This is a genomic window from Enterobacter cloacae complex sp. ESBL7 (genome assembly GCF_041679625.1).
Classification (GTDB): Bacteria; Pseudomonadota; Gammaproteobacteria; order Enterobacterales; family Enterobacteriaceae; genus Enterobacter; species Enterobacter asburiae_B.
Window position 1 is genome coordinate 1 of record NZ_JBGORN010000006.1, and the last position, 23,214, is coordinate 23,214.

Annotated in this window: 26 protein-coding genes and 1 other annotated feature; of the genes, 12 read left to right on the top strand and 14 right to left on the bottom strand. The window is 54.1% G+C overall.

Translation table 11 applies throughout. The annotated features are described in order from the left end of the window. On the top strand, positions 1-263 hold a 263-nt coding region (locus tag ACERY3_RS18200; protein WP_233469583.1), incomplete at its 5' end, for a hypothetical protein. Between the two features lie 144 nt (positions 264-407). Here ACERY3_RS18200 and clpB read toward each other — a convergent pair. The 3 genes from clpB to rluD all read right to left on the bottom strand — a co-directional run bounded on the left by clpB (position 408) and on the right by rluD (position 4,819). Continuing rightward, positions 408-2,981, bottom strand: a complete 2,574-nt coding sequence (gene clpB, locus ACERY3_RS18205) for an ATP-dependent chaperone ClpB (RefSeq protein WP_048977006.1) — start codon at positions 2,979-2,981, stop codon at positions 408-410. A 129-nt stretch (positions 2,982-3,110) separates the two neighbouring features. Further along, positions 3,111-3,842, bottom strand: a complete 732-nt coding sequence (gene yfiH / locus ACERY3_RS18210; RefSeq protein ID WP_039263469.1) for a purine nucleoside phosphorylase YfiH — start codon at positions 3,840-3,842, stop codon at positions 3,111-3,113. Then, on the bottom strand, positions 3,839-4,819 hold the full coding sequence (gene rluD, locus ACERY3_RS18215; RefSeq protein ID WP_023308866.1) for a 23S rRNA pseudouridine(1911/1915/1917) synthase RluD: 981 nt from the start codon (positions 4,817-4,819) through the stop codon (positions 3,839-3,841). Before rluD ends, yfiH begins: the two co-directional genes overlap by 4 nt. A 131-nt stretch (positions 4,820-4,950) precedes the next feature. Between rluD and bamD the strand changes: the two genes are divergently transcribed. The 4 genes from bamD (at position 4,951) to pheA (ending at position 7,725) form a co-directional block, all read left to right on the top strand. Beyond that, positions 4,951-5,688 carry an outer membrane protein assembly factor BamD gene (bamD, locus tag ACERY3_RS18220; protein ID WP_023308867.1) on the top strand — a complete coding sequence of 246 codons (738 nt, stop codon included), beginning with the start codon at positions 4,951-4,953 and terminating at the stop codon, positions 5,686-5,688. Positions 5,689-5,956: 268 nt separating this feature from the next. After that, positions 5,957-6,298, top strand: a complete 342-nt coding sequence (gene raiA / locus ACERY3_RS18225; protein WP_003863162.1) for a ribosome-associated translation inhibitor RaiA — start codon at positions 5,957-5,959, stop codon at positions 6,296-6,298. Between the two features lie 110 nt (positions 6,299-6,408). Further along, positions 6,409-6,534 (top strand) — a sequence feature (Phe leader region). Further along, positions 6,410-6,457, top strand: a complete 48-nt coding sequence (gene pheL / locus ACERY3_RS18230; RefSeq protein WP_100249759.1) for a pheA operon leader peptide PheL — start codon at positions 6,410-6,412, stop codon at positions 6,455-6,457. It overlaps the preceding feature by 48 nt. Before the next feature lie 30 nt (positions 6,535-6,564). Further along, a complete protein-coding gene (pheA, locus tag ACERY3_RS18235) occupies positions 6,565-7,725 on the top strand; it encodes a bifunctional chorismate mutase/prephenate dehydratase (protein WP_069303190.1) in 1,161 nt (386 codons plus the stop codon). Here the strand turns inward: pheA and ACERY3_RS18240 are convergent. The 3 genes from ACERY3_RS18240 to aroF are packed head-to-tail and all read right to left on the bottom strand — an operon-like array spanning position 7,722 to position 10,857. Continuing rightward, positions 7,722-8,594, bottom strand: a complete 873-nt coding sequence (locus ACERY3_RS18240; protein ID WP_373226208.1) for an SMP-30/gluconolactonase/LRE family protein — start codon at positions 8,592-8,594, stop codon at positions 7,722-7,724. The genes pheA and ACERY3_RS18240 overlap by 4 nt on opposite strands. 60 nt (positions 8,595-8,654) lie before the next feature. Next, on the bottom strand, positions 8,655-9,776 hold the full coding sequence (gene tyrA / locus ACERY3_RS18245) for a bifunctional chorismate mutase/prephenate dehydrogenase (protein WP_033146250.1): 1,122 nt from the start codon (positions 9,774-9,776) through the stop codon (positions 8,655-8,657). A 10-nt stretch (positions 9,777-9,786) separates the two neighbouring features. Continuing rightward, on the bottom strand, positions 9,787-10,857 hold the full coding sequence (aroF, locus tag ACERY3_RS18250) for a 3-deoxy-7-phosphoheptulonate synthase AroF (protein ID WP_373226210.1): 1,071 nt from the start codon (positions 10,855-10,857) through the stop codon (positions 9,787-9,789). Between the two features lie 214 nt (positions 10,858-11,071). On the opposite strand from aroF, the gene ACERY3_RS18255 reads away from it, so the two are divergent. The 4 genes from ACERY3_RS18255 (at position 11,072) to ACERY3_RS18270 (ending at position 13,846) form a co-directional block, all read left to right on the top strand. Next, positions 11,072-11,446 carry a DUF2799 domain-containing protein gene (locus ACERY3_RS18255; RefSeq protein WP_047059300.1) on the top strand — a complete coding sequence of 125 codons (375 nt, stop codon included), beginning with the start codon at positions 11,072-11,074 and terminating at the stop codon, positions 11,444-11,446. A 152-nt stretch (positions 11,447-11,598) separates the two neighbouring features. Further along, positions 11,599-12,135, top strand: coding sequence for a YfiR family protein (locus ACERY3_RS18260; protein WP_033146572.1), 537 nt, complete (start codon positions 11,599-11,601; stop codon positions 12,133-12,135). Beyond that, a complete protein-coding gene (gene dgcN, locus ACERY3_RS18265; protein WP_029741024.1) occupies positions 12,128-13,348 on the top strand; it encodes a diguanylate cyclase DgcN in 1,221 nt (406 codons plus the stop codon). Before ACERY3_RS18260 ends, dgcN begins: the two co-directional genes overlap by 8 nt. Positions 13,349-13,360: 12 nt before the next feature. Next, the gene (locus ACERY3_RS18270; protein WP_029741023.1) at positions 13,361-13,846 is read left to right on the top strand and encodes an OmpA family protein; all 486 of its coding nucleotides are present in this window, start codon (positions 13,361-13,363) and stop codon (positions 13,844-13,846) included. Positions 13,847-13,848: 2 nt separating this feature from the next. Here ACERY3_RS18270 and ACERY3_RS18275 read toward each other — a convergent pair whose 3' ends face one another. The 7 genes from ACERY3_RS18275 to ffh all read right to left on the bottom strand — a co-directional run bounded on the left by ACERY3_RS18275 (position 13,849) and on the right by ffh (position 19,266). Continuing rightward, positions 13,849-15,219 carry a PepSY-associated TM helix domain-containing protein gene (locus tag ACERY3_RS18275; RefSeq protein WP_373226212.1) on the bottom strand — a complete coding sequence of 457 codons (1,371 nt, stop codon included), beginning with the start codon at positions 15,217-15,219 and terminating at the stop codon, positions 13,849-13,851. A 38-nt stretch (positions 15,220-15,257) separates the two neighbouring features. Then, positions 15,258-15,662, bottom strand: coding sequence for a DUF2946 domain-containing protein (locus tag ACERY3_RS18280; RefSeq protein WP_373226213.1), 405 nt, complete (start codon positions 15,660-15,662; stop codon positions 15,258-15,260). Between the two features lie 132 nt (positions 15,663-15,794). Next, on the bottom strand, positions 15,795-16,142 hold the full coding sequence (gene rplS / locus ACERY3_RS18285; protein ID WP_002914145.1) for a 50S ribosomal protein L19: 348 nt from the start codon (positions 16,140-16,142) through the stop codon (positions 15,795-15,797). Positions 16,143-16,185: 43 nt separating this feature from the next. Next, the gene (gene trmD / locus ACERY3_RS18290) at positions 16,186-16,953 is read right to left on the bottom strand and encodes a tRNA (guanosine(37)-N1)-methyltransferase TrmD (protein WP_014832949.1); all 768 of its coding nucleotides are present in this window, start codon (positions 16,951-16,953) and stop codon (positions 16,186-16,188) included. A gap of 31 nt (positions 16,954-16,984) precedes the next feature. Then, on the bottom strand, positions 16,985-17,524 hold the full coding sequence (gene rimM / locus ACERY3_RS18295) for a ribosome maturation factor RimM (RefSeq protein WP_029741020.1): 540 nt from the start codon (positions 17,522-17,524) through the stop codon (positions 16,985-16,987). A gap of 15 nt (positions 17,525-17,539) precedes the next feature. Continuing rightward, on the bottom strand, positions 17,540-17,788 hold the full coding sequence (gene rpsP / locus ACERY3_RS18300; RefSeq protein ID WP_003863133.1) for a 30S ribosomal protein S16: 249 nt from the start codon (positions 17,786-17,788) through the stop codon (positions 17,540-17,542). A 116-nt stretch (positions 17,789-17,904) separates the two neighbouring features. Continuing rightward, positions 17,905-19,266, bottom strand: a complete 1,362-nt coding sequence (gene ffh, locus ACERY3_RS18305) for a signal recognition particle protein (RefSeq protein ID WP_014884878.1) — start codon at positions 19,264-19,266, stop codon at positions 17,905-17,907. A gap of 166 nt (positions 19,267-19,432) precedes the next feature. Between ffh and ACERY3_RS18310 the strand changes: the two genes are divergently transcribed. Further along, a complete protein-coding gene (locus ACERY3_RS18310) occupies positions 19,433-20,224 on the top strand; it encodes an inner membrane protein YpjD (protein WP_014884879.1) in 792 nt (263 codons plus the stop codon). Between the two features lie 19 nt (positions 20,225-20,243). Beyond that, the gene (locus ACERY3_RS18315; RefSeq protein ID WP_025759264.1) at positions 20,244-21,530 is read left to right on the top strand and encodes an HlyC/CorC family transporter; all 1,287 of its coding nucleotides are present in this window, start codon (positions 20,244-20,246) and stop codon (positions 21,528-21,530) included. Between the two features lie 51 nt (positions 21,531-21,581). On the opposite strand, the gene grpE is transcribed toward ACERY3_RS18315, so the two are convergent. Beyond that, entirely contained in the window at positions 21,582-22,175 is a 594-nt protein-coding gene (grpE, locus tag ACERY3_RS18320; RefSeq protein WP_023333122.1) for a nucleotide exchange factor GrpE, read from the bottom strand. 122 nt (positions 22,176-22,297) lie between these two features. On the opposite strand from grpE, the gene nadK reads away from it, so the two are divergent. Continuing rightward, positions 22,298-23,176: an NAD(+) kinase gene (nadK, locus tag ACERY3_RS18325; RefSeq protein WP_008502500.1), complete on the top strand. Its 879-nt coding sequence runs from the start codon at positions 22,298-22,300 to the stop codon at positions 23,174-23,176. Positions 23,177-23,214: the final 38 nt, after the last annotated feature.

The window sequence follows — 23,214 nt, forward strand, 5'->3', positions numbered from 1 at the left end:
AACTTCGTAATGAATTACGTATGTTCACTCAGAGACTTGGTATTCATTTATTGTCCGAAGACATTAAGAATCCATGTCACTTTGAGTGCCCACACAGATTGTCTGATAAATTGTTAAAGAGCAGTGCCGCTTCGCTTTTCGCAGCGGCGCGGGGTGTGCATATTACGCTTTCCCGCTTCAGAGTCAAGCGTTTATTTTCGCTATTCTCTGCTGACCCGGCGGCGTGTGTGCCGTTGTTCCGTGTCAGCGGAGGCGCATTATAGGGAGTAATTCCGAAGCTGCAAGGATAAAGTGACTTTTATTTACCGACCGCTCACTTTCCAGGCAAATCTTACTCCAGAACTCCATTTTCGCCTGGTTTTTAAACAAAAACGAGCCGCAAGCGGCTCGTTTTTGCGTTTTGTGACTTACTGCACTGCCACAATACGATCGTCGTTGGCTTCCAGACGAATAACTTTACCCGGAATCAACTCTCCGGAGAGGATCTGCTGCGCCAGCGGGTTTTCGATCTGCTGCTGGATAGCACGTTTCAATGGACGCGCACCGTACACCGGATCGTAACCATTCTCGCTCAGCAGCTTCAGGGCCTCGTCGGAGATGTGAATTTCATATCCACGCTCTTCCAGACGTTTGTACAGACGCTGCAGCTGGATCTGCGCAATCGACGCAATGTGTTTCTCACCCAGAGGATGGAATACCACCACTTCATCAATACGGTTGATGAACTCCGGACGGAAGTTATGGCTCACGACACCGAGCACCAGATCCTTCATATGGCTATAGTCCAGTTCACCGAAACGTTCCTGAATCAGATCGGAACCCAGGTTCGAGGTCATGATGACAACCGTATTACGGAAGTCGACCGTTCTCCCCTGCCCGTCGGTCAGACGGCCATCATCCAGCACCTGAAGCAGGATGTTGAACACATCAGGGTGCGCTTTTTCCACCTCATCCAGCAGGATGACGGAATAGGGGCGACGGCGAACGGCTTCCGTCAGATACCCCCCTTCTTCATAACCAACGTATCCCGGAGGCGCGCCGACCAGACGTGAGACGGAGTGTTTCTCCATAAACTCGGACATGTCGATACGCACCATCGCATCGTCGCTGTCGAACATAAAGTTAGCCAGCGCTTTACACAGCTCGGTTTTACCGACCCCCGTCGGCCCCAGGAACAGGAACGAACCAATCGGACGGTTTGGATCGGACAGCCCTGCACGACTACGACGAATAGCGTTCGAAACCGCTTCAACCGCTTCGTTCTGGCCAATCACCCGATTATGGAGATCTTGCTCCATGCGCAGCAGTTTTTCACGCTCGCCTTCCAGCATGCGCGCCACCGGAATACCGGTCCAGCGAGCAAGCACTTCCGCGATTTCCGCATCCGTCACTTTATTACGTAACAGACGCATCGTTTTCCCTTCTGACTGCGTCGCTATCTCAAGCTGTTTCTCCAGCTCAGGAATTTTGCCGTACTGCAGTTCAGACATCCGCGCCAGATCGCCGACACGGCGAGCCTGCTCAATGGCAATTTTAGCCTGTTCGAGTTCAGCTTTAATGGTCTGAGTGCCGGAAAGGGATGCTTTCTCGGCTTTCCACTCTTCTTCCAGCTCAGAGTACTGGCGCTCTTTATCGTCCAGTTCTTCATTGAGCATATCCAGGCGTTTCTTACTGGCTTCATCAGACTCTTTCTTCAGCGCCTGCTGTTCCAGCTTGAGCTGAATGATGCGTCGGTCGAGCCTGTCCAGCTCTTCCGGTTTCGAGTCAATCTGCATACGAATGCTCGAAGCCGCTTCATCAATAAGGTCGATCGCTTTATCCGGCAGCTGGCGGTCAGCAATGTAACGGTGTGAAAGCGTCGCTGCCGCAACGATAGCCGGGTCAGTGATCTGCACGTGGTGGTGCAGTTCATAGCGCTCCTTCAAACCACGCAGTATCGCGATGGTATCTTCAACGCTTGGCTCAGCAACAAACACTTTCTGGAAACGACGTTCCAGCGCAGCATCTTTCTCAATGTACTGACGGTACTCGTCGAGCGTGGTGGCACCGACGCAGTGAAGTTCACCGCGCGCCAGCGCAGGTTTCAGCATGTTCCCGGCATCCATCGCGCCGTCCGCTTTACCCGCACCGACCATAGTGTGCAGTTCGTCGATAAACAGGATAACGTTCCCTTCCTGCTTCGCCAGGTCGTTAAGCACGCCTTTCAGACGCTCTTCGAACTCACCGCGGTATTTCGCACCGGCCACCAGCGCGCCCATATCCAGCGCCAGTACGCGGCGACCTTTCAGGCCTTCCGGCACTTCGCCGTTGACGATACGCTGCGCCAGCCCTTCAACAATGGCGGTTTTACCGACACCCGGTTCACCAATCAGCACCGGGTTGTTCTTGGTACGACGCTGCAGTACCTGAATCGTACGGCGGATTTCTTCGTCACGGCCGATAACCGGATCAAGTTTGCCCTGCTCAGCACGCTCGGTCAGATCGACCGTAAATTTCTTCAAAGCCTGACGTTGGTCTTCGGCTCCCTGATCGTTCACGCTTTCACCTCCGCGCATTTTCTCAATCGCCTGAGTCACATTGACGGTGGTCGCACCGGCAGATTTCAGCAGGTCGGTCAAGGTACCGCGTGATTCAAGCGCCGCCAGAACAAACAGCTCTGACGAAATAAAGTTGTCCCCACGTTTTTGCGCCAGCTTGTCGCAAAGGTTAAGCACGCGCACCAGATCCTGCGACGGCTGAACGTCGCCGCCGGTACCTTCTACCTGCGGTAAACGGCTCAGCGCCTGATCGATGGCGGTGCGTAACTGGCCAGCATTAATGCCAGCGGACGTTAATAAAGGACGTACCGATCCCCCTTCCTGATTCAGCAAGGCGCTCATTAAATGAAGAGGTTCGATAAATTGGTTGTCGTGCCCCAGTGCGAGGGACTGGGCATCGGCGAGAGCAAGCTGGAATTTATTAGTAAGACGATCCAGACGCATAACTCCTCCCATAACAGGTCAAATTTGCTACTGGAGATTAAATGAGGTCATCCCTCAATTATTCAAGGTTAATGACCTGAATTATGTGAAAAGAAAACGGCACGTACCGGATCGTCTTGATTCTTTAGGTTATATCAGCCAAATGAAACTTGCCATACGCCCCGTGGTCTTGTCGCGACGATAGGAGAAAAAATCACCCTTTTCGGTGAATGTGCAGCGATCGCCGCCGAAGATCTGCATCACGCCAACGTTATTCAGACGCTGACGGGCGAGCTGGTAAATATCGGCCAGATATTTATCCCCCGAAGGCAGGAAGGCTTCAACCGCTTGCGGATCTTTTTCCATAAAGGCTTCGCGAACCTCTGGCCCCACTTCGAAAGCGCGAGGACCAATGGCCGGGCCAAGCCAGGCCATAATATTGGCTGGCTCATCGCTAAAGCAGGCGACAGTTTCTTCGAGCACGCCTTCACACAGACCACGCCAGCCCGCGTGTGCTGCAGCCACCTCGGTACCTGCACGGTTACAGAACAGAACCGGCAGACAATCGGCGGTCATCACGGCACAAACGGTTCCCGGAGTATTACTGTAAGAGGCATCAGCGCGTTTAGAAGCATAGGGTTCTCCCGTCAACTTCAGCACTGCGTTACCATGAACCTGTTCCAGCCAGACCGGTTTCGACGGCAAGTTCCCCGCAGCAAACAGACGTCGGCGGTTCTCTTCAACATGTTCCAGGTTGTCGCCACAGTGCGCACCGAGGTTCAAAGACTCCCACGCGCCCTGGCTAACACCGCCAATACGGGTTGAACTGCAGGCGGCCACGCCTGCAGGCAATGGCCACTCCGGGACAATCAGTTTGGTCATAACCAGTCCACTTGATCCTTATGTTCTTCGAAATCAGCACGCATGGCGTCAATAAGGTCCACCATATCCTGCGGGATAGGCGCATGCCATTCCATCTGAATACCGGTGATAGGGTGGTAAAGACGCAGCATAGTCGCGTGCAGCGCCTGGCGATCGAATTTACGCAATACGCTGATGAACTCATCCGATGCGCCTTTAGGTGGACGCGGACGACCACCGTATACCTGATCCCCGACCAGCGGATGGGTAATGTGGGCCATATGCACGCGGATCTGGTGAGTACGTCCGGTTTCCAGACGCAGACGCAGGCGCGTATGAATACGGAAGTGCTCCATAATGCGATAGTGCGTCACCGCCGGTTTACCCATCGGATGCACCGACATATGGGTACGTTTGGTTGGGTGACGGCTGATTGGCTCTTCCACCGTTCCGCCAGAGGTCATATGCCCAATGGCTACCGCTTCATACTCGCGGGTGATTTCGCGCAGCTGCAGCGATTCCACCAGACGGGTTTGAGCAGGAACGGTCTTCGCTACCACCATCAAACCGGTGGTGTCTTTATCCAGACGGTGCACGATGCCCGCGCGCGGGACATCCGCGATCGGCGGATAATAATGGAGAAGTGCGTTAAGTACCGTACCGTCAGGGTTCCCCGCGCCCGGATGAACAACCAGGTCGCGCGGCTTGTTGATCACCAGAATGTCATCATCTTCATAGACGATGTCCAGTGGGATATCCTGCGGCTCGAAGCGGATTTCCTCTTCGATTTCAGCATTGATGGCGACAGCTTCCCCACCTAACACTTTCTCTTTTGGTTTGTCCCAGATCTTGCCGTTTACCAGCACGCGCTGGTCAAGGATCCATTCTTTTATGCGTGAACGCGAATAATCAGGGAACAATTCGGCCAAAGCCTGATCTAAGCGTTGACCGAGCTGATTTTCGGAGACTGTTGCGGTGAGTTCTACTCGTTGTGCCATAAACTGCTTCTTCGTTTAACGTTGGGTTTTACGGCTTTGCCGTTTAATATAGTGTGCTATTGTAGCTGGTCTTAATCGGGAGCAGGAACAGAGTTTCTCCCGGACAAACATTTGAGGAAAGTCAAAACGTCATGACGCGCATGAAATATCTGGTGGCAGCGGCCACGTTGAGCCTGGCTTTGGTGGGCTGCTCCGGTTCAAATGAACAGGTCCCTGACAATCCGCCGAATGAAATCTATGCGACTGCACAACAAAAGTTGCAGGACGGTAACTGGAAACAGGCGATAACGCAACTGGAAGCGTTGGATAATCGCTATCCATTTGGTCCATATTCGCAGCAGGTACAGTTAGATCTCATCTACGCATACTATAAAAATGCCGACCTGCCGCTGGCTCAGGCAACCATCGATCGTTTCATGCGTCTGAACCCGACTCATCCTAACATCGACTACGTGATGTACATGCGCGGCCTCACCAACATGGCGCTGGACGACAGTGCGCTGCAGGGCTTCTTCGGCGTGGATCGTTCAGACCGTGACCCGCAGCATGCGCGTGATGCCTTCAATGACTTCTCCAAGCTGGTGCGCGGCTATCCGAACAGTCAGTACGTGACCGACGCGACCAAACGTCTGGTGTTCCTGAAAGATCGTCTGGCGAAATATGAATACTCCGTAGCGGAATACTATACCCGTCGTGGCGCATGGGTTGCCGTGGTTAACCGCGTAGAAGGTATGCTGCGTGATTATCCGGATACTCAGGCAACGCGCGACGGCCTGAAGCTGATGGAAAATGCTTACCGTCAGATGCAGATGACCGCTCAGGCTGAAAAAGTGGCGAAAATCATCGCCGCGAACAGCAGCAACACCTGATATTGCCTCAATGCAAAACGGCAGCCCGAAGGCTGCCGTTTTTTTATTCATTTTAGCGCGTCGCTGAAGCGCTTAAGCCTCAACACATCCAGTCAACTATGGCCCCAATTTTTGCCTTCGACAAGGTAAATCTCACCTCTTCCTGCCCTGCCTCACAAAAAAGATTCCCTGACAAAAACCGACAAAATAACGTGATCTAAATCACACATTTTGACATTAGGTCGGGTATGCTGGAATCACCAAGACGGAAAGACAAGAGGTAAAATTTATGACAATGAACATTACCAGTAAACAAATGGAAATTACTCCGGCAATCCGCCAGCACGTCGCAGACCGTCTCGCCAAACTGGATAAATGGCAAACTCATTTGATTAATCCACATATCATCCTGTCCAAGGAGCCGCAGGGTTTCATCGCTGACGCAACTATCAATACTCCAAACGGCCATCTGGTCGCCAGCGCAAAACACGAGGATATGTACACAGCAATTAACGATTTGATCAACAAGCTGGAACGGCAGCTCAATAAAGTGCAACACAAAGGTGAAGCCCGTCGCGCCGCAACATCGGTGAAAGACGCCAGCTTCGCGGAAGAAGTTGAAGAAGAGTAATCCTTTAAATTGAGTGTACCGCCAACGCGCCTTCGGGCGCGTTTTTTGTTTTTTATTGACAGGGTGAAAACAGTACGGGTACTTTAACGGTATCAATCACAGGATGACTTTATGAAACTTACGCCGTTCTTCTTCGCATTCTTTTTTACCTTCCCCTGAACGGGAGGCGTTTCGTCGTGTGATAAAGAATGCGAAGACGAACAACAAGGCCTCCCACACCGGGGGGCCTTTTTTATTGATAACGATAAAATGAGACAGGCAACACTATGACACCGGAAAACCCGTTACTGGATCTGCGAGTAAAAATCAGCGCGCTGGATGAGAAACTGCTGGCGCTGCTGGCCGAACGCCGCGCGCTTGCCGTTGAAGTGGGCAAAGCCAAGCTGGACTCCCATCGCCCGGTACGAGATATCGACCGCGAGCGCGATCTGCTGGAACGTCTCATTCAGCTCGGCAAAGCGCATCACCTCGATGCCCACTACATTACCCGGTTGTTCCAGCTCATCATCGAAGACTCCGTTCTCACCCAGCAAGCGCTGCTCCAGCAGCATCTGAACAAAACCAATCCACACTCTGCGCGTATCGCCTTCCTCGGTCCGAAGGGATCTTATTCTCACCTGGCCGCACGTCAGTATGCCGCACGCCATTTCGAAGAATTTATTGAGAGCGGCTGCGCGAAGTTTGCCGACATTTTTAATCAGGTTGAGACCGGCCAGGCGGATTACGCCGTCGTACCTATTGAAAACACCAGCTCCGGCGCCATCAACGACGTCTACGATTTGCTGCAGCACACCAGCCTGTCGCTGGTTGGCGAGCTGACGATCCCAATCGATCACTGCGTGCTGGTCGCCGGCTCAACGGACCTGAGCAAGATCGAAACGGTTTACAGTCATCCACAGCCGTTCCAGCAGTGCAGCCAGTTCCTGAACCGCTATCCGAGCTGGAAAATTGAGTACACCGAAAGCACCTCGGCGGCGATGGAAAAAGTGGCGCAGGCTAACACCCCAACCGTCGCCGCGCTCGGCAGCGAAGCAGGCGGGGCGCTGTATGGTTTACAGGTGCTGGAACGCAACCTGGCGAACCAGACGCAAAATATCACCCGCTTCGTGGTGCTGGCACGCAAGGCAATCAATGTGTCAGACCAGGTGCCGGCCAAAACCACGCTGCTGATGGCGACCGGCCAACAGGCCGGGGCGCTGGTTGAAGCCCTGCTGGTGCTGCGTAATCACAACCTGATCATGACCAGGCTGGAATCACGCCCAATCCACGGTAACCCGTGGGAAGAGATGTTTTATCTTGATATCCAGGCCAACCTGGAGTCTGCTTCCATGCAGAAGGCCCTGCGCGAACTGGGCGAGATCACGCGCTCCATGAAAGTGCTGGGCTGCTATCCGAGCGAAAACGTGGTCCCGGTTGACCCGGCTTAACGTTCGATAAAGCGGCTTTTCTTCATCCCTGCCACGTTCACCGGCAGGGTGAAGATAGCGCCGGAGAGCGGATACTTCGCCACCTCGTCCGCATCCATATTTTCCCGCGTGGTGGTAATAAACAGCGTTTTCATGTCATCGCCGCCAAAGCAGACCATCGTCGGGCAACGCACCGGCATGCGATATTCTTCCAGCTGCTCCCCTTGCGGAGAAAAACGCGCAATACGCCAGCCGTCAAACAGCGCGCTCCAGTAGCAGCCTTCCACATCCATGGCCGCGCCGTCCGGTATCCCTTCGCCCTCTTTAAACTGACGAAACACCTCGCGCCTGCCGGGCTCGCCCTGCTCATCAAGCGGCGTACGGTAAATAACGCCGTTTGGCGTATCTGAAGTAAACATCCATTGATTATCCGGACTAAACGCTAAGCCGTTGTGGCCGTGAATATCACACTGGATCACTTTCGGCGTCAGGTCGTTGTCGATGCGCATCAGCAGGGCACCGTTGTAATCTCCCGGCCCCCAAAACGTGCCCGCGTAGAATCGCCCCAGAGAATCGGTGCCGCCGTCGTTAAAGCGTGCGAGCTGTGGGTTAGAGGGGTTATCGCACACCTTGCGGCGCAGCAGGCCGTGTTTATCGGTCAGCCAGATACCCGTTCGCATCGCAACGATAAAACCACCCTGCTCGCGCAGCGCGAAACAGCCCACCTCCTCATGGAAAGAGAGTACGGTGTGTTCTGCCGTCGGCAGATGGTAGCGGTGGATCTCCCCTTCCAGAATATCGGCCCAGTAGAGCGCATGCTCTACTGCGCTCCACGTCGGGCACTCAGGCAGATGCCCGGTGTAATTCAACAGCAGCTGCGGTTCGGCCATGACAGTTCCCCAAAATAAAAAAAGCCAGCATTGCTGGCTTTCAGTATATACATCATCGCATTACTGGCGACTGTCATTTGCCTGGCGCAACAGCGTCCGGCTCTCACTCTGGAAACGCTGCGCGTAATCGCCAAACCAGTGCTCGACCTTGCGGAAACTGTCGATAAATGCCTGCTTGTCTCCGTGCTCCAGCAGCGTAATGGCTTCGCCAAAGCGCTGATAGTAGCGCTTGATGAGCGCCAGATTGTTCTCGGAGGACATAATAATGTCCGCGTAAAGCTGCGGATCCTGAGCAAACAGACGCCCGACCATCGCCAGCTCCAGACGATAGATAGGTGAAGAGAGCGCCAGCAGCTGTTCAAGCTGCACGTTCTCTTCCGCCAGATGCAGACCGTAGGCAAACGTCGCAAAGTGGCGCAGCGCCTGAATGAACGCCATGTTCTGATCGTGCTCGACCGCGCTGATGCGGTGCAGTCGCGCGCCCCATACCTGAATCTGTTCCAGGAACCACTGATAGGCTTCCGGCTGACGACCGTCGCAGTAAACCACCACCTGCTTAGCCAGGCTGCCGCTGTCCGGGCCAAACATCGGGTGCAGACCCAGCACCGGGCCCGTATGCGCAGCCAGCATCGCCTGCAGCGGACCATTTTTGACGGAGGCCAAATCCACCAGAATACAATCTTTTGGTAAAGCAGGAAGCTTCCCGATGATCTGCTCCGTCACGTGGATCGGCACGCTGACGATAACCATCCCGGCATCTTTCATGAGTTCCGGAGCATGCGCCCAGTCCTCTTTTTCCAGAATGCGCACCTGATAGCCCGAAAGCGTCAGCATTTTTTCAAACAGACGCCCCATCTGTCCTGCCCCGCCGACAATCACCACCGGCCTCAGGGACGGACAGAGGGTTTTGAAGCCCTTGTCGTTTTCGCTGGAATAGGATTCCCGCATCACGCGACGCAGAACATCTTCAATTAAATCCGGCGAAACGCCCAGCGCCTGGGCCTCTTTGCGACGAGAAGCCAGCATTGAGGCTTCGCGCTCCGGAACGTAAATTGGCAGGCCGTATTTGCTTTTCACCTCACCGACTTCGGCAACCAGCGCCATGCGGCGCGCCAGCAGGTCCAGCAGCGCCTTATCCACTTCATCAATTTGATCGCGCAGTGCGGTCAATTCAGCAACCATAACTAACCTCTTAAGCCAGACGCGTCGCCAGCTGGCCTTTCAAATCTTTGTGGATCTCACGCAGCAGCGCATCGGTGGTTTCCCAGCTGATGCAGGCATCCGTCACGGAGACGCCGTGCTTCATTGCACTGCGCGGTTGTTCCGATGACTGATTGCCTTCATGAATATTGCTCTCAATCATCAGACCGATAATCGAACGGTTGCCATCTTTGATCTGTGCGACCACGGATTCCGCAACCGCAGGCTGGCGACGGTAATCTTTATTTGAATTACCATGACTGCAATCTACCATCAGTGCCGGGCGCAGTCCCGCCAGCTCCATCTCTTTTTCACACTGCGCCACGTCCGCCGGGCTGTAGTTAGGTGCTTTCCCGCCGCGCAGGATCACATGGCCGTCCGGGTTACCCTGCGTTTGCAGGAGGCAGACCTGGCCCGCCTGGTTGATACCAACGAAACGGTGCGGCATCGCAGCAGCGCGCATGGCGTTGATCGCCGTCGCCAGGCTGCCATCGGTACCGTTTTTAAAGCCAACCGGCATTGACAGGCCAGACGCCATCTCGCGGTGGGTTTGCGATTCCGTGGTACGCGCGCCAATCGCCGACCAGCTGAACAGATCGCCCAGGTACTGCGGGCTGTTCGGGTCCAGCGCTTCGGTTGCCAGCGGCAGCCCCATGCTGACCAGCTCCACCAGCAGGCGACGCGCAATCTTCAGGCCTGCTTCCACATCAAACGAGCCATCCATGTGCGGATCGTTAATCAACCCTTTCCAGCCAACGGTCGTACGTGGCTTCTCAAAATAGACGCGCATCACCAGATAGAGGCTATCGCTGACCTCCTCCGCTAACGCTTTAAATCGACGAGCATATTCAATGGCGGTTTCAGGATCGTGAATGGAGCAAGGACCGCATACCACCAGCAGGCGCGGATCGCGGCCGGCGATAATGTCAGAAATGGTCTGGCGAGAGTGCTCGATCTGAGCCTCCTGCGCGACGCTCAGCGGAAATTCCGCTTTCAGTTGATCCGGAGTGATTAACACCTGTTCGTCAGTGATATGTACGTTGTTCAGCGCGTCTTTTTGCATGATGGCGATCCTGTAAAGCTCGTTTGCGATAGTTGTTTTCCTCAATGAGGTGAAACCACGATACCATAAAAAGTAAACATTTCAATCCAAAATACGTACACATTACTTTACAGATGCCAATTTATTGCAAAAATCAGCCGATAAAAACGTAAACTTTAAATTACAGACAGGTTTTCTTTAGCCAGGCTATGCTGAAGAAAAAAGGAGAATGGCTATGCGTTCAATTGCTCTCGCGCTGTTGTCGCTGTTTTTAACGGGCTGTCAGATCAATCCTTACACCTTCCAGCCAGACTGGACCAGCCCATCCTGGTTTGATGCAGGTAAAGAAGACGCCATGAATGGCCTGCCGGTTAAAGATAACCAGACCCTGGCCGATAGCTTTAACGACACACACGTTGATCGTAGTGAATATCTTCGCGGCTATGCTGATGGTCAGAAGAAAGTCTGCGAAGAAGGGTTTATTCACGCCTGGGGATTAGCAGGCAAATCTTTCCCTGCCAGTTGCGATACAGCCGAAAACGCGGCAAAACTGCGTGCGTCATGGCAGCAAGGGATGGATGAAAGTATGCGCTCCAGCAGACTGAATTAATCTATTTTTATCCACCGGAAAATAAACAACTGTAGGATTTAGCTTAGGTCGGCCTCATGCTATTTCTGACATAATGACGGCCCTGATAAACAATGGTATTCTGCCCGCAACTCTTAAGGACATCTATTTCCAGAGCGATGTGGCGGATTCTGGTGAGAAATTTATTCTTGATCTCTTTTTTCCGACTCACTCTGGTGATAATGCTGTTCCTTATGGTGGGCCCTGCGGCGGCAGGCACGCTTACGGAAACGGATAAATCGGTACGCTCGATTGTCTCAGGCATCGTGAGCTATACGCGATGGCCGTCACTTTCCGGTCAGCCTAAACTCTGCGTCTACGCCACTTCGCACTATACGCACGCCCTCAGCGGCGATGAGGGGCATAGCGAGTTACCTTATACTCCCGTTATTGTACGTAACGATCAGGAAGCCCTGGCCGCGACGTGCGATGCGATCTATTTCGGGTCTGAATCACCGGCAAAACAACTTGAATTAATAAGTCAATATCAGGGCAGAGCGTTGCTATTAATCTCAGAGCAAAATCCGGAATGTGTAATTGGCAGTGCCTTTTGCCTGATAATCGATCGCGGCCAGGTACGGTTCGCCGTCAATCTGGATGCATTGACGCGCAGTGGCGTAAGAGTCAATCCGGATGTATTAATGCTTGCACGGAATAAGCAGCATGGATAAAGATTTCACTTCAACGCCACGTCCGACGTTTAAAAGAACGTTGAGGCGAAACAGCATGATAAGCGTCATCATCACGATGACGTTAATATGGCTGCTGCTCTGTTTTGCTTCCGTCGTGACGTTAAAACAATACGCGCAAAAGAATCTCGAATTAACCGGCGCAACAATGAGCCACAGCCTGGAAGCCTCGCTGGTGTTCAACGACTCGCTGGCGGCCAACGAAACGCTGGCTGCGCTGGGCAAACAGGGGCAGTTTGCCGTGGCCGAGGTTATTAACGCGCATAAAAAGCGGTTTGCCTACTGGTCCTGGAACCCGGAGGACAACAACGACACGCTGGGCGCACTGGTCAGCCGCTGGCTTTTCCCCGTACCGGTTGCGCAGCCCATCATGCATAACGGCGCAACGATCGGCGAAATTCGCCTGACCGCGCGTGACAGTCTGATCGGCCATTTCATCTGGATGTCGTTTGCCGTTCTGACCGGCTGTATTCTCTTTGCAACCGTCGTCGCGCTCACCATTACCCAGTCTTTGCACCATGGGATGGTCACAGCCCTGCAAAACATCACTGACGTCGTGCATGACGTTCGTACTAACCGCAACTTCTCCCGCCGGGTGAAAGACGGCCGTATTGAAGAGTTTCACCAGTTTGGTGAGGACTTCAACAGCCTTCTGGATGAAATGGAGGAGTGGCAACTGAAGCTTCAGGCGAAAAATGCCCAGCTGCTGCGTACCGCCATGCACGACCCGCTCACCGGTCTTGCCAACCGCGCGGCGTTTCGTAACAGCATTGCGGCCTTAATGAACGACCCTTCTGCCAAAACAAACTCGGCCCTGCTCTTCCTCGACGGTGATAATTTCAAGTTTATTAACGACACCTGGGGACACGCGGCAGGTGACTGCGTGCTGATAGAAGTCGCCAGCAGGATGATGGAGTTTGGCGACAAACGTCACCAGGCGTACCGCCTTGGCGGTGACGAATTTGCCATGGTGCTGTACGGGGTACACTCTGAGCTTGAGGTTCAACACATTTGTGCTGCGCTATCGCAGCAGTTTATCCGTCCGTTTGATCTTCATAACGGACAAAAAGCATCGATGTCACTCAGCATTGGCTTTGCTCTGGCGTGGGAAAATGCTTCCGTGGAAGCATTACTGGAGAGGGCTGACCGCAACATGTATCAGGTGAAAAACCAGCGTACGAAAACAACAAGTTAGAAAGGATACACTATGTTAAAACGTTACTTCGCGCCGATAGTTCTGGCCTCACTGGTTCTGGCAGGCTGTCAGTCGCCCCCGGAAGGCAAATTCACTCCTGAGCAAATTTCGGCGATGAAGTCTTACGGTTTTAACGAACTGAACGGTGACTGGTCGCTTGGCATGTCGGACACCATCCTGTTTGATAAAAATGACGCCAGACTGCGCCCGGAAAGTGAAACGCAGATCCAGTCCATGGCCTCTCGCCTGGCGGAAACCGGCCTGAACCACGCGCGAATGGACGGTCACACGGATAACTACGGTGAAGAAAGCTACAACGAAGCGCTGTCGTTAAAACGCGCCAATGCCGTGGCCGATGCCTGGGCGAAGGGGGCAAATATCCCGCGCAGCAATCTCACCACGCGGGGGTTAGGTCAAAAATACCCGGTTGCGAGCAACAGCACTCCGCAAGGGCGCGCTGAAAACCGCCGCGTCGCAGTGGTGATCAGCACGCCATAGAGTTATTTAGCGGATGATTCGGCGAGCGTCACCCTGGTTGCCGCTCGCCAGCGCAGCCAGTCCACCACAACAAACAGCGTCAGACTCACGCCCATGACCGGCAAGGCGAGTCCCAGCAGTATGCTGATTACCACCGTAACGCCTCTTCCCCATCCTGACAGCGCCAGCCAGCTCTGGCAAAGCGTCTGCACCGGATCCACGGCCGACCGTGCCGGACGACGCATCCACCACATCCGGTAACCCCAGATGATGAGCACGCACAGGGCGAGGCCGAACGCCACCAGCAGCAGCTGATTCACCAGCCCGAATAAGATCCCCATATGGAAATCCACGCCCCAGCGGGTCAGTTTTGCCATTAACGGGAAATCCTCGAAACGGGTTCTGTCCAGGATCTGCATCGTCGAAGGATCAACCGCAACGGCGTCCACCTGAGTCGGCCAGCTGCGATCGATTTCCGTCACGGTCCAGGCGCGATCCGCCGTTTTTGCCGGGCGGATCTCCAGCCTGTTGGCATCAATCCCTGCTTTACGCGCCGCGCTTAATACTCCGTCAAACTGCGTCAGATCCATCGCCATTTCCGGCATCATCATGCCGCCGTGATGACCCCGGTGTTCGGCGTGCTCATCCACGATCTCCTGTTGGCCGGAAAGCGTCGTGTTCACCTGCGGGGTGAGCCAGTTCATCTCTGCCCGCAGCTTATCGACGTTCCCGCCTGCCCACTGGGACCATGTCAGGCCGGTTGCAGAGAACAGCAGCATTCCGCCCAGCAGACTCCAGCCCAGGGTCACATGCAGGCGACGACGATTCTGGAAGCGATTATTGATCCGCCGTTTGGGGCGAGTATAAAACCACAGGCCAACACCGCCCAACGCGGCAACCCACATCCAGGAGGCAGCAAGCTCGCTGTAGAGTCGCCCCACGTCGCCCAGCATCAGAGAGGTATGCAGATAATCAATGGTCTGACGCAGCGGTAAAATCCCGCTGGTGCCGTAAACCGTCATATCTCCCAGCACCGCCAGGCTTACCGGATCAATAAAAATAGCCCGATTCTCCGATGGCCCAAGCGTCGGGTCAGCAAACATCACGCGGGTAGTTTCGCCTTCAGCCAGCCCCGGACGCACGGCGTGCAAATGCAAATCTGAGCCAACGGTTTTTTCCGCCACGGCGATTTGCTCCGCCAGCGGCTGCAACTCGCCTACGGAATTCGTGTGGAGCGCGTGCCGGTAGAGCGCATTCTCCAGCTGCGGGGTCGCCACATACAGCGTACCGGTCAGCGCGGCAAAGAAGATAAACGGACCAACAAAAAGCCCGACGTAGAAATGGAGGCGACGCAGCAGGTTTCCCCATGCCGCGCGCGGAGTGCAGGTAGTCATACTTTTCCTTTTTAAGGCAAAAAGTTATCGATTTAGTTTTAAAGGGAAAAAGCAGACTGCCGCGGCGGCGCGCGGGTATCAGGGTAAAGCCAGGGGAAAAAGTGCCAGTGGCTAACCGCCTGGCGCGGCGGCTTAATGCGAAGCCTCTGTAATACCGCGCTGAGCAGGACGATCAGCGCCAGCATCACGCCAGGGACATGCGCTAACAGCACGCAGTAGCCGCACGCTTCCGCATGGTCGACAGGCATCGTATGCGGCCTATCGCCCTGATGCTCGTCCATCGACATCATGCTCATATCATGATGCATGCCCGGCATCGCGCTCATGGGATCTTTCTGCAAGGAGACGGAGATAAGCGGCGCTACCACGATCAGCAGGATCGCAAACAGCGCGGTCAATGCCGCTGCGCGCTTCCGGTCAGGCTGATGCAGTACGTTATCCACGTCCCCTCCATTCAAGAGGCAAGCATTGTAAATGATTTATGACAAAAGGGTTAACGTGAGAAATGCGCAGGGATAAAAAAAGGGCCAGCCTTTCGGCCAGCCCTTTCTAACAGGATGTCGCTTAAGCGAATCTTAGTTCAGACGCTCTTTAATACGAGCAGACTTACCAGTACGCTCACGCAGGTAGTACAGTTTAGCTTTACGTACAGCACCACGACGTTTAACAGCAATGCTGTCAACTACCGGAGAGTGAGTCTGGAAGACACGCTCAACGCCTTCGCCGTTGGAAATTTTACGAACAGTGAATGCAGAGTGCAGACCGCGGTTACGAATAGCGATAACCACGCCCTCGAATGCCTGCAGACGTTTTTTGGAACCTTCAACAACCCATACTTTCACTTCCACGGTGTCACCTGGACGGAAGGAAGGTACGTCCTGCTTCATCTGCTCTTGTTCAAGTTGCTTAATAATGTTGCTCATAATTTAATCTCTTATCCTGGGTAAACTGATATTCGGGAGCGTATTACGCATTCCCATCATGTTCATGCTGCTGGTGCGCGTGTTCAGTTTTGAACTCGGCCAGCAACTTTGCTTGCTCTTCAGTCAGAGCCAGGTTTTCCAGAAGTTCAGGTCTTCTAAGCCAGGTTCGGCCCAGCGACTGCTTCAAACGCCAGCGACGTATCTCGGCATGGTTTCCAGACAGTAACACTGCCGGTACTTCCATCCCTTCTAACACTTCAGGACGAGTATAGTGTGGACAGTCCAGCAACCCATCGGCAAAGGAATCTTCCGTTGCCGAAGCTTCATGGCCCAGAACCCCCGGAATGAACCGGGCGACGGAGTCAATCAGCGTCATTGCGGGTAACTCACCACCGCTGAGAACGTAATCGCCGATAGACCATTCTTCGTCAATCTCGGTTTGAATTACGCGCTCATCTATCCCTTCGTAGCGCCCACAGACCAGAATCAGCTTTTGATTCGTCGCCAGTTCGCTCACGCCAGCTTGATCAAGCTTGCGTCCCTGAGGTGACAGATAAATCACCTTTGCGCCTTCACCTGCCGCGGCTTTTGCTGTGTGAATGGCGTCCCGTAAGGGTTGCACCATCATTAGCATCCCCGGTCCGCCACCGTAAGGACGATCGTCCACGGTACGGTGCCGGTCATGAGTAAAGTCACGAGGACTCCAGCTCTGGATGCTCAGCAGGCCATTCTTTACTGCCCGGCCAGTTACCCCGTAATCGGTAATCGCGCGGAACATTTCAGGAAACAGGCTAATTATGCCAATCCACATAGCGCCGTCTTTTACCGTTTATCCGGAGAATTTAAAAACCAGGATCCCAATCTACTTCAATGGTTTGAGTAGTGAGATCGACTTTCTTGATAACCTGTCCATCGAGGAACGGAACCAACCGCTCCTTGATGCCAAATGCATCTTTCAGGTTTGCCTTAATGACGAGAACGTCATTTGACCCGGTTTCCATCATATCGATGACTTTCCCCAGGCTGTAGCCTTCGGTAGTGACTACCTGGCAACCCATAAGGTCTTTCCAGTAGTAGTCGCCCTCTTCCAGCTGTGGCAACTGCGACGAATCCACGACAATTTCACAATTAGTCAGCGCATTCGCAGCATCACGATCGTCAACGCCTTTCAGCTTGATGATGATGTCCTGATTGTGGTGACGCCAGCTTTCCAGCTCGACCTCTTCCCACTTACCGCCTTTCTGGATAAACCAGGGCTGGTAATCAAAAATGCTATCAGCGTCTTCAGTGGAGGAAAACACTCTGAGCCAACCACGGATACCGTAGCAAGAACCCATTTTTCCCAATACGATCGGTTCAACAGGTGCTTTATTGCTCATCATGACCACCGTGACAGATTAAGCTGCTTTGTTTGCTGCTTTGATCAGCGTAGCAACGCGATCGGAAACAGTAGCGCCCTGGCCAACCCAGTGAGCGATACGATCCAGATCCAGACGAGTTTCTTCTTCTGCGCCAGCGGCCAGTGGGTTGAAGAAACCAACGCGCTCGATGAAGCGACCGTTGCGTGCATTACGGCTGTCAGTTACAACAACCTGGTAGAACGGACGCTTTTTAGCGCCGTGACGAGCTAAACGAATAGTTACCATAACATCCTCTTGTGTGAATAAAACAACCGGGCCCCATCGAGGAACGGAGCCCGGGTGTCATATTAAAAGCCCGAAAATTTTACTCATTTTCGGGCAAAAAGCAATCTCAAAAGCGATTAACGCCCTGGAAAACCGGGTGGCATCATGCCTTTCATGCCGCGCATCATCTTCGCCATGCCGCCTTTCTTCATTTTCTTCATCATGCGCTGCATGTCGTCGAACTGTTTCAGAAGACGGTTAACGTCCTGCACCTGCATGCCGCAACCGGCTGCGATACGGCGTTTACGGGAACCTTTGATGATATCCGGGTTAGCGCGCTCTTTGAGGGTCATCGAGTTGATGATCGCCTCCATACGCACCAGCACCTTGTCATCCATCTGCGCTTTCACGTTGTCAGGGATCTGGCCCATGCCCGGCAGTTTGCCCATCAGGCTGGCCATGCCGCCCATGTTTTTCATCTGACGCAGCTGCTCAAGGAAGTCGGTAAGATCGAAACCGTCGCCTTTTTTCAGCTTGCTGGCAAGCTTCTCGGCCTGCGCGCGGTCAACCTTGCTCTCGATATCTTCGATCAGCGACAGCACGTCGCCCATGCCGAGGATACGGGAGGCAATACGATCCGGGTGGAACGGCTCGAGCGCTTCAGTTTTCTCGCCCACGCCGAGGAATTTAATCGGCTTACCGGTGATGTGACGAATCGAGAGCGCCGCACCGCCGCGGGCGTCACCGTCCACTTTGGTCAGCACTACGCCGGTTAATGGCAGCGCTTCGTTAAACGCTTTCGCGGTATTCGCCGCATCCTGACCGGTCATGGCGTCGACAACGAACAGGGTCTCTACCGGGTTGATAGAGGCATGTACCTGCTTGATCTCGTCCATCATCGCTTCGTCAACGTGCAGACGACCGGCGGTATCCACCAGCAGCACGTCGTAGAATTTCAGCTTCGCTTCTTTCAGCGCCGCATTAACGATGTCGACAGGCTTCTGCGCCACGTCGGACGGGAAGAAATCTACGCCGACCTGCTCGGCCAGGGTTTCCAGCTGTTTGATCGCCGCGGGGCGATAGACGTCCGCAGAGACCACCAGCACTTTCTTCTTGTGCTTTTCACGCAGGAATTTACCCAGCTTACCGACGCTGGTCGTTTTACCCGCACCCTGCAGGCCCGCCATCAGTACCACGGCCGGCGGCTGAGCCGCCAGGTTAAGCACCTGGTTCTCTTCGCCCATCGCCGAAACCAGTTCATTACGAACGATTTTGACGAACTCCTGGCCCGGGGTCAGGCTCTTGTTAACTTCATGACCAACCGCCTTCTCTTTTACGCGGTTGATAAAATCACGAACAACCGGCAACGCGACGTCTGCTTCCAGCAGCGCCATGCGCACTTCGCGCAGCGTTTCCTTGATGTTCTCTTCAGTAAGGCGTCCGCGGCCGCTGATGTTGCGCAGCGTGCGCGACAAACGATCGGTTAAATTATCAAACATTGTCTCTCGCCTGAGTAGAAACGTTGGGCCGCCATGGGCGACACATACACAGAATTTTGCCGGAGTATAACATGAAGGCGCCTTTGTTGTTATGCAACGGTTGGAGCAGGCGTCACGTAACGTTATACTGCTTCTCTTTCTTATTAAGACAACTGTCGATGCCTATATGCCTGTTTTCGCACTGATCGCCCTTGTTGCCTACTCTGTCAGCCTCGCGCTGATCGTTCCCGGCCTGCTGCAAAAAAACAGCGGCTGGCGGCGCATGGCTATTCTTTCCGCGGTGATCGCACTGATCAGCCACGCGTTTGCGCTGGAATCACGCATCATTCCCGGCGACGGCAGCGTGCAAAACCTGAGCGTCCTCAACGTCGGCTCGCTGGTCAGCCTGATGATCTGCACGGTAATGACCATCGTCGCGTCTAAAAATCGCGGCTGGCTGCTGCTGCCGATTGTCTATACCTTCGCGCTGATCAATCTGGCCCTCGCCACCTTTATGCCTAATGAATTCATTACGCATCTGGAGGCGACGCCGGGGATGCTGGTGCATATCGGCCTGTCGCTCTTTGCCTACGCGACGCTGATCATCGCCGCGCTTTACGCCATGCAGCTCGCCTGGATTGACTACCAGCTGAAAAACAAAAAGCTGGCGTTTAACCATGAGATGCCGCCGCTGATGGTCATTGAGCGTAAGATGTTCCACATCACCCAGGTGGGCGTGGTGCTGCTGACGCTGACGCTCTGCACGGGCCTGTTTTACATGAAGAACCTTTTTAGCGTGGAGAATATCGATAAAGCGGTGCTCTCCATCATCGCGTGGTTTGTCTATATTGTCCTGTTATGGGGCCATTATCATGAAGGCTGGCGCGGTCGTCGCGTGGTCTGGTTCAACGTCGCGGGTGCGGGCATTCTCACCCTTGCCTATTTTGGCAGCCGCTTCATACAGCAATTTGCTGGCTAAGTAACAAAAGGAGTTCCCCCTGGAACACATCTCTACCACCACGCTGATCGTTATCCTGATCGTCATGGTGGTCATCTCCGCCTATTTCTCCGGCTCGGAAACCGGCATGATGACCTTAAACCGCTACCGGTTACGTCATCGTGCTAAACAGGGTAACCGTGCCGCTCGTCGCGTTGAAAAACTGCTTCGCAAGCCGGATCGCCTGATAAGCCTGGTGCTCATCGGCAACAACCTCGTCAACATTCTGGCCTCCGCCCTCGGCACCATCGTTGGGATGCGCCTGTACGGCAACGCCGGGGTGGCGATTGCCACCGGCGTGCTGACGTTTGTGGTACTGGTGTTTGCCGAAGTGCTGCCGAAAACCATCGCCGCGCTTTACCCGGAGAAAGTCGCCTACCCGAGCAGCTTCCTGCTGGCACCGCTGCAGATCCTGATGATGCCCCTGGTCTGGCTGCTGAACATGGTGACGCGCGTACTGATGCGGATGGTGGGGATCAAAGCCGATGTCACCATCAGCAGCGCGCTCAGCAAAGAGGAGCTGCGCACCATCGTGAATGAATCCCGCTCGCAGATCTCCCGGCGCAATCAGGACATGCTCCTGTCAGTGCTGGATCTGGAAAAGGTGAGCGTCAACGACATTATGGTGCCGCGTAACGAAATCGTCGGTATCGACATTAATGACGACTGGAAAGCCATCGTCCGCCAGCTGACGCACTCCCCGCACGGGCGCATTGTGCTGTATCGCGATTCGCTGGATGACGCCATCAGCATGCTTCGCGTGCGCGAAGCCTACCGTCTGATGACCGAGAAAAAAGAGTTCACCAAAGAGGTAATGCTGCGCGCCGCCGACGAGATTTACTACGTGCCGGAAGGTACGCCGCTCAGCACGCAGCTGGTGAAGTTCCAGCGCAACAAGAAAAAAGTCGGCCTGGTGGTCAATGAGTACGGCGACATTCAGGGGCTGGTGACGGTCGAAGATATTCTGGAAGAGATTGTCGGGGACTTTACTACGTCAATGTCGCCTTCCCTCGCGGAAGAGGTTACCCCGCAAAACGACGGCTCGGTGCTGATTGACGGTAGCGCGAACATTCGCGAACTCAACAAAGCTTTTAACTGGCATTTGCCGGAAGATGAGGCTCGCACGATTAACGGGATGATTCTGGAAGCGCTGGAAGAGATCCCGGCGGCGGGCACGCGGGTGCGCATTGAGCAGTACGATATTGATATCCTGGACGTGCAGGACAATATGATTAAGCAGGTGAAAGTCCTGCCCGTAAAACCCCTGCGCGAAAGTATCGCTGAGTAAGGCTGTAGGCCGGGTAAGGCGAAACCGCCACCCGGCACTACGAATGGCAAATTACGCTTTCGCTTTCGCCACGGTCACCATCGCAGCGCGAATGGTACGGCCGTTCAGGGTGTAACCTTTCTGCATCACGCCCAGCACTTTACCGGCTTCGACCTCTTCGGACTCCACCATTGCAATCGCCTGGTGAACGTTTGGATCCAGCGGTACGTTGGTATCGGCAATCACTTCCACGCCAAACTTACGCACCACGTCGAGCATGGACTTCAGCGTCAGTTCAATACCTTCGATCATCGCCGCGTTGTCCGGATTCGCTTTGTCAGCCACTTCCAGCGCGCGATCGAGGCTATCAATTACCGGCAGCAGTTCGTTGACGAATTTTTCCAGCGCAAATTTATGCGCCTTCTCAACGTCCTGCTCGGTACGACGACGCAGGTTTTCCATTTCCGCCTTGATGCGCAGAACACCATCGCGTTCGCGATTCTGTGCTTCTACCAGCTGGGCTTCCAGATTCGCAATTTTTTCATCGCGCGGGTCCACCTGCTCAGCAGATGCGTCTGGCTCTACAGCCTCAACTTCATCGTGCTGTTCCGTGATAATTTCTTCAGGGGCTTGCCCCTCAGGCGTTTTCTGTTCTTTACTACTCATGAATTTCTCCGCGTTTTTCTGCATTCATCTCGCTAACTTCGCTTATTATGGGGATCAGTTTCCGGGATTCAAGGGAACAAGACAGATTGTCATCATTCATCAGGCACAAGGACCTCCAGAAAATGAATAATCATTTCAGGTGTATTGGGATCGTCGGGCATCCGCGTCACCCTACCGCACTAACGACACATGAAATGTTGTATCGCTGGTTGTGTAGCAAAGGCTATGAAGTGATGGTCGAGCAGCAGATTGCGCAGGAGCTGCAGCTGAAGAGCGTCAAAACCGGCACGCTGGCGGAAATTGGTCAACAGGCCGATCTTGCCGTGGTGGTGGGCGGCGACGGCAACATGCTCGGCGCGGCCCGCACGCTGGCGCGTTATGACATTAAGGTCATCGGCATCAACCGTGGCAATCTCGGCTTTTTAACCGACCTCGACCCGGACAATGCGCAGCAGCAGCTGGCCGACGTGCTGGAAGGCCACTATATCAGTGAGAAACGCTTTTTACTGGAAGCGCAGGTGTGCCAGCAGGACTGTCAGAAGCGCATCAGTACCGCAATTAACGAGGTGGTTCTTCACCCCGGGAAAGTGGCGCACATGATTGAATTCGAAGTTTACATCGACGAAATCTTTGCTTTTTCCCAGCGTTCCGACGGGCTGATTATCTCCACCCCGACCGGCTCAACCGCCTACTCGCTTTCTGCCGGCGGCCCGATTCTGACGCCTTCGCTGGATGCCATCACCCTTGTGCCGATGTTTCCGCACACGCTCTCCGCCCGCCCGCTGGTCATCAACGGCGACAGCACGATACGTCTGCGCTTCTCGCACCGCCGTAACGACCTGGAGATCAGCTGCGACAGCCAGATAGCGCTGCCGATCCAGGAAGGTGAAGATGTCCTTATTCGTCGGTGTGATTACCACCTGAATCTGATTCACCCGAAAGATTACAGCTATTTCAACACATTAAGCTCGAAGCTTGGCTGGTCAAAAAAATTGTTCTGATTTTGCATCCAGTACTTTACTGTATAAAAAACCAGTTT

Bases quoted from the DNA above. Each gene is read 5' to 3' on its own strand.
- clpB (WP_048977006.1), bottom strand. From the start codon at position 2,981: ATGCGTCTGGATCGTCTTACTAATAAATTCCAGCTTGCTCTCGCCGAT.
- yfiH (WP_039263469.1), bottom strand. From the start codon at position 3,842: ATGACCAAACTGATTGTCCCGGAGTGGCCATTGCCTGCAGGCGTGGCC.
- rluD (WP_023308866.1), bottom strand. From the start codon at position 4,819: ATGGCACAACGAGTAGAACTCACCGCAACAGTCTCCGAAAATCAGCTC.
- bamD (WP_023308867.1), top strand. From the start codon at position 4,951: ATGACGCGCATGAAATATCTGGTGGCAGCGGCCACGTTGAGCCTGGCT.
- raiA (WP_003863162.1), top strand. From the start codon at position 5,957: ATGACAATGAACATTACCAGTAAACAAATGGAAATTACTCCGGCAATC.
- pheA (WP_069303190.1), top strand. From the start codon at position 6,565: ATGACACCGGAAAACCCGTTACTGGATCTGCGAGTAAAAATCAGCGCG.
- ACERY3_RS18240 (WP_373226208.1), bottom strand. From the start codon at position 8,594: ATGGCCGAACCGCAGCTGCTGTTGAATTACACCGGGCATCTGCCTGAG.
- tyrA (WP_033146250.1), bottom strand. From the start codon at position 9,776: ATGGTTGCTGAATTGACCGCACTGCGCGATCAAATTGATGAAGTGGAT.
- aroF (WP_373226210.1), bottom strand. From the start codon at position 10,857: ATGCAAAAAGACGCGCTGAACAACGTACATATCACTGACGAACAGGTG.
- ACERY3_RS18255 (WP_047059300.1), top strand. From the start codon at position 11,072: ATGCGTTCAATTGCTCTCGCGCTGTTGTCGCTGTTTTTAACGGGCTGT.
- dgcN (WP_029741024.1), top strand. From the start codon at position 12,128: ATGGATAAAGATTTCACTTCAACGCCACGTCCGACGTTTAAAAGAACG.
- ACERY3_RS18270 (WP_029741023.1), top strand. From the start codon at position 13,361: ATGTTAAAACGTTACTTCGCGCCGATAGTTCTGGCCTCACTGGTTCTG.
- ACERY3_RS18275 (WP_373226212.1), bottom strand. From the start codon at position 15,219: ATGACTACCTGCACTCCGCGCGCGGCATGGGGAAACCTGCTGCGTCGC.
- rplS (WP_002914145.1), bottom strand. From the start codon at position 16,142: ATGAGCAACATTATTAAGCAACTTGAACAAGAGCAGATGAAGCAGGAC.
- trmD (WP_014832949.1), bottom strand. From the start codon at position 16,953: ATGTGGATTGGCATAATTAGCCTGTTTCCTGAAATGTTCCGCGCGATT.
- rimM (WP_029741020.1), bottom strand. From the start codon at position 17,524: ATGATGAGCAATAAAGCACCTGTTGAACCGATCGTATTGGGAAAAATG.
- rpsP (WP_003863133.1), bottom strand. From the start codon at position 17,788: ATGGTAACTATTCGTTTAGCTCGTCACGGCGCTAAAAAGCGTCCGTTC.
- ffh (WP_014884878.1), bottom strand. From the start codon at position 19,266: ATGTTTGATAATTTAACCGATCGTTTGTCGCGCACGCTGCGCAACATC.
- ACERY3_RS18310 (WP_014884879.1), top strand. From the start codon at position 19,433: ATGCCTGTTTTCGCACTGATCGCCCTTGTTGCCTACTCTGTCAGCCTC.
- grpE (WP_023333122.1), bottom strand. From the start codon at position 22,175: ATGAGTAGTAAAGAACAGAAAACGCCTGAGGGGCAAGCCCCTGAAGAA.
- nadK (WP_008502500.1), top strand. From the start codon at position 22,298: ATGAATAATCATTTCAGGTGTATTGGGATCGTCGGGCATCCGCGTCAC.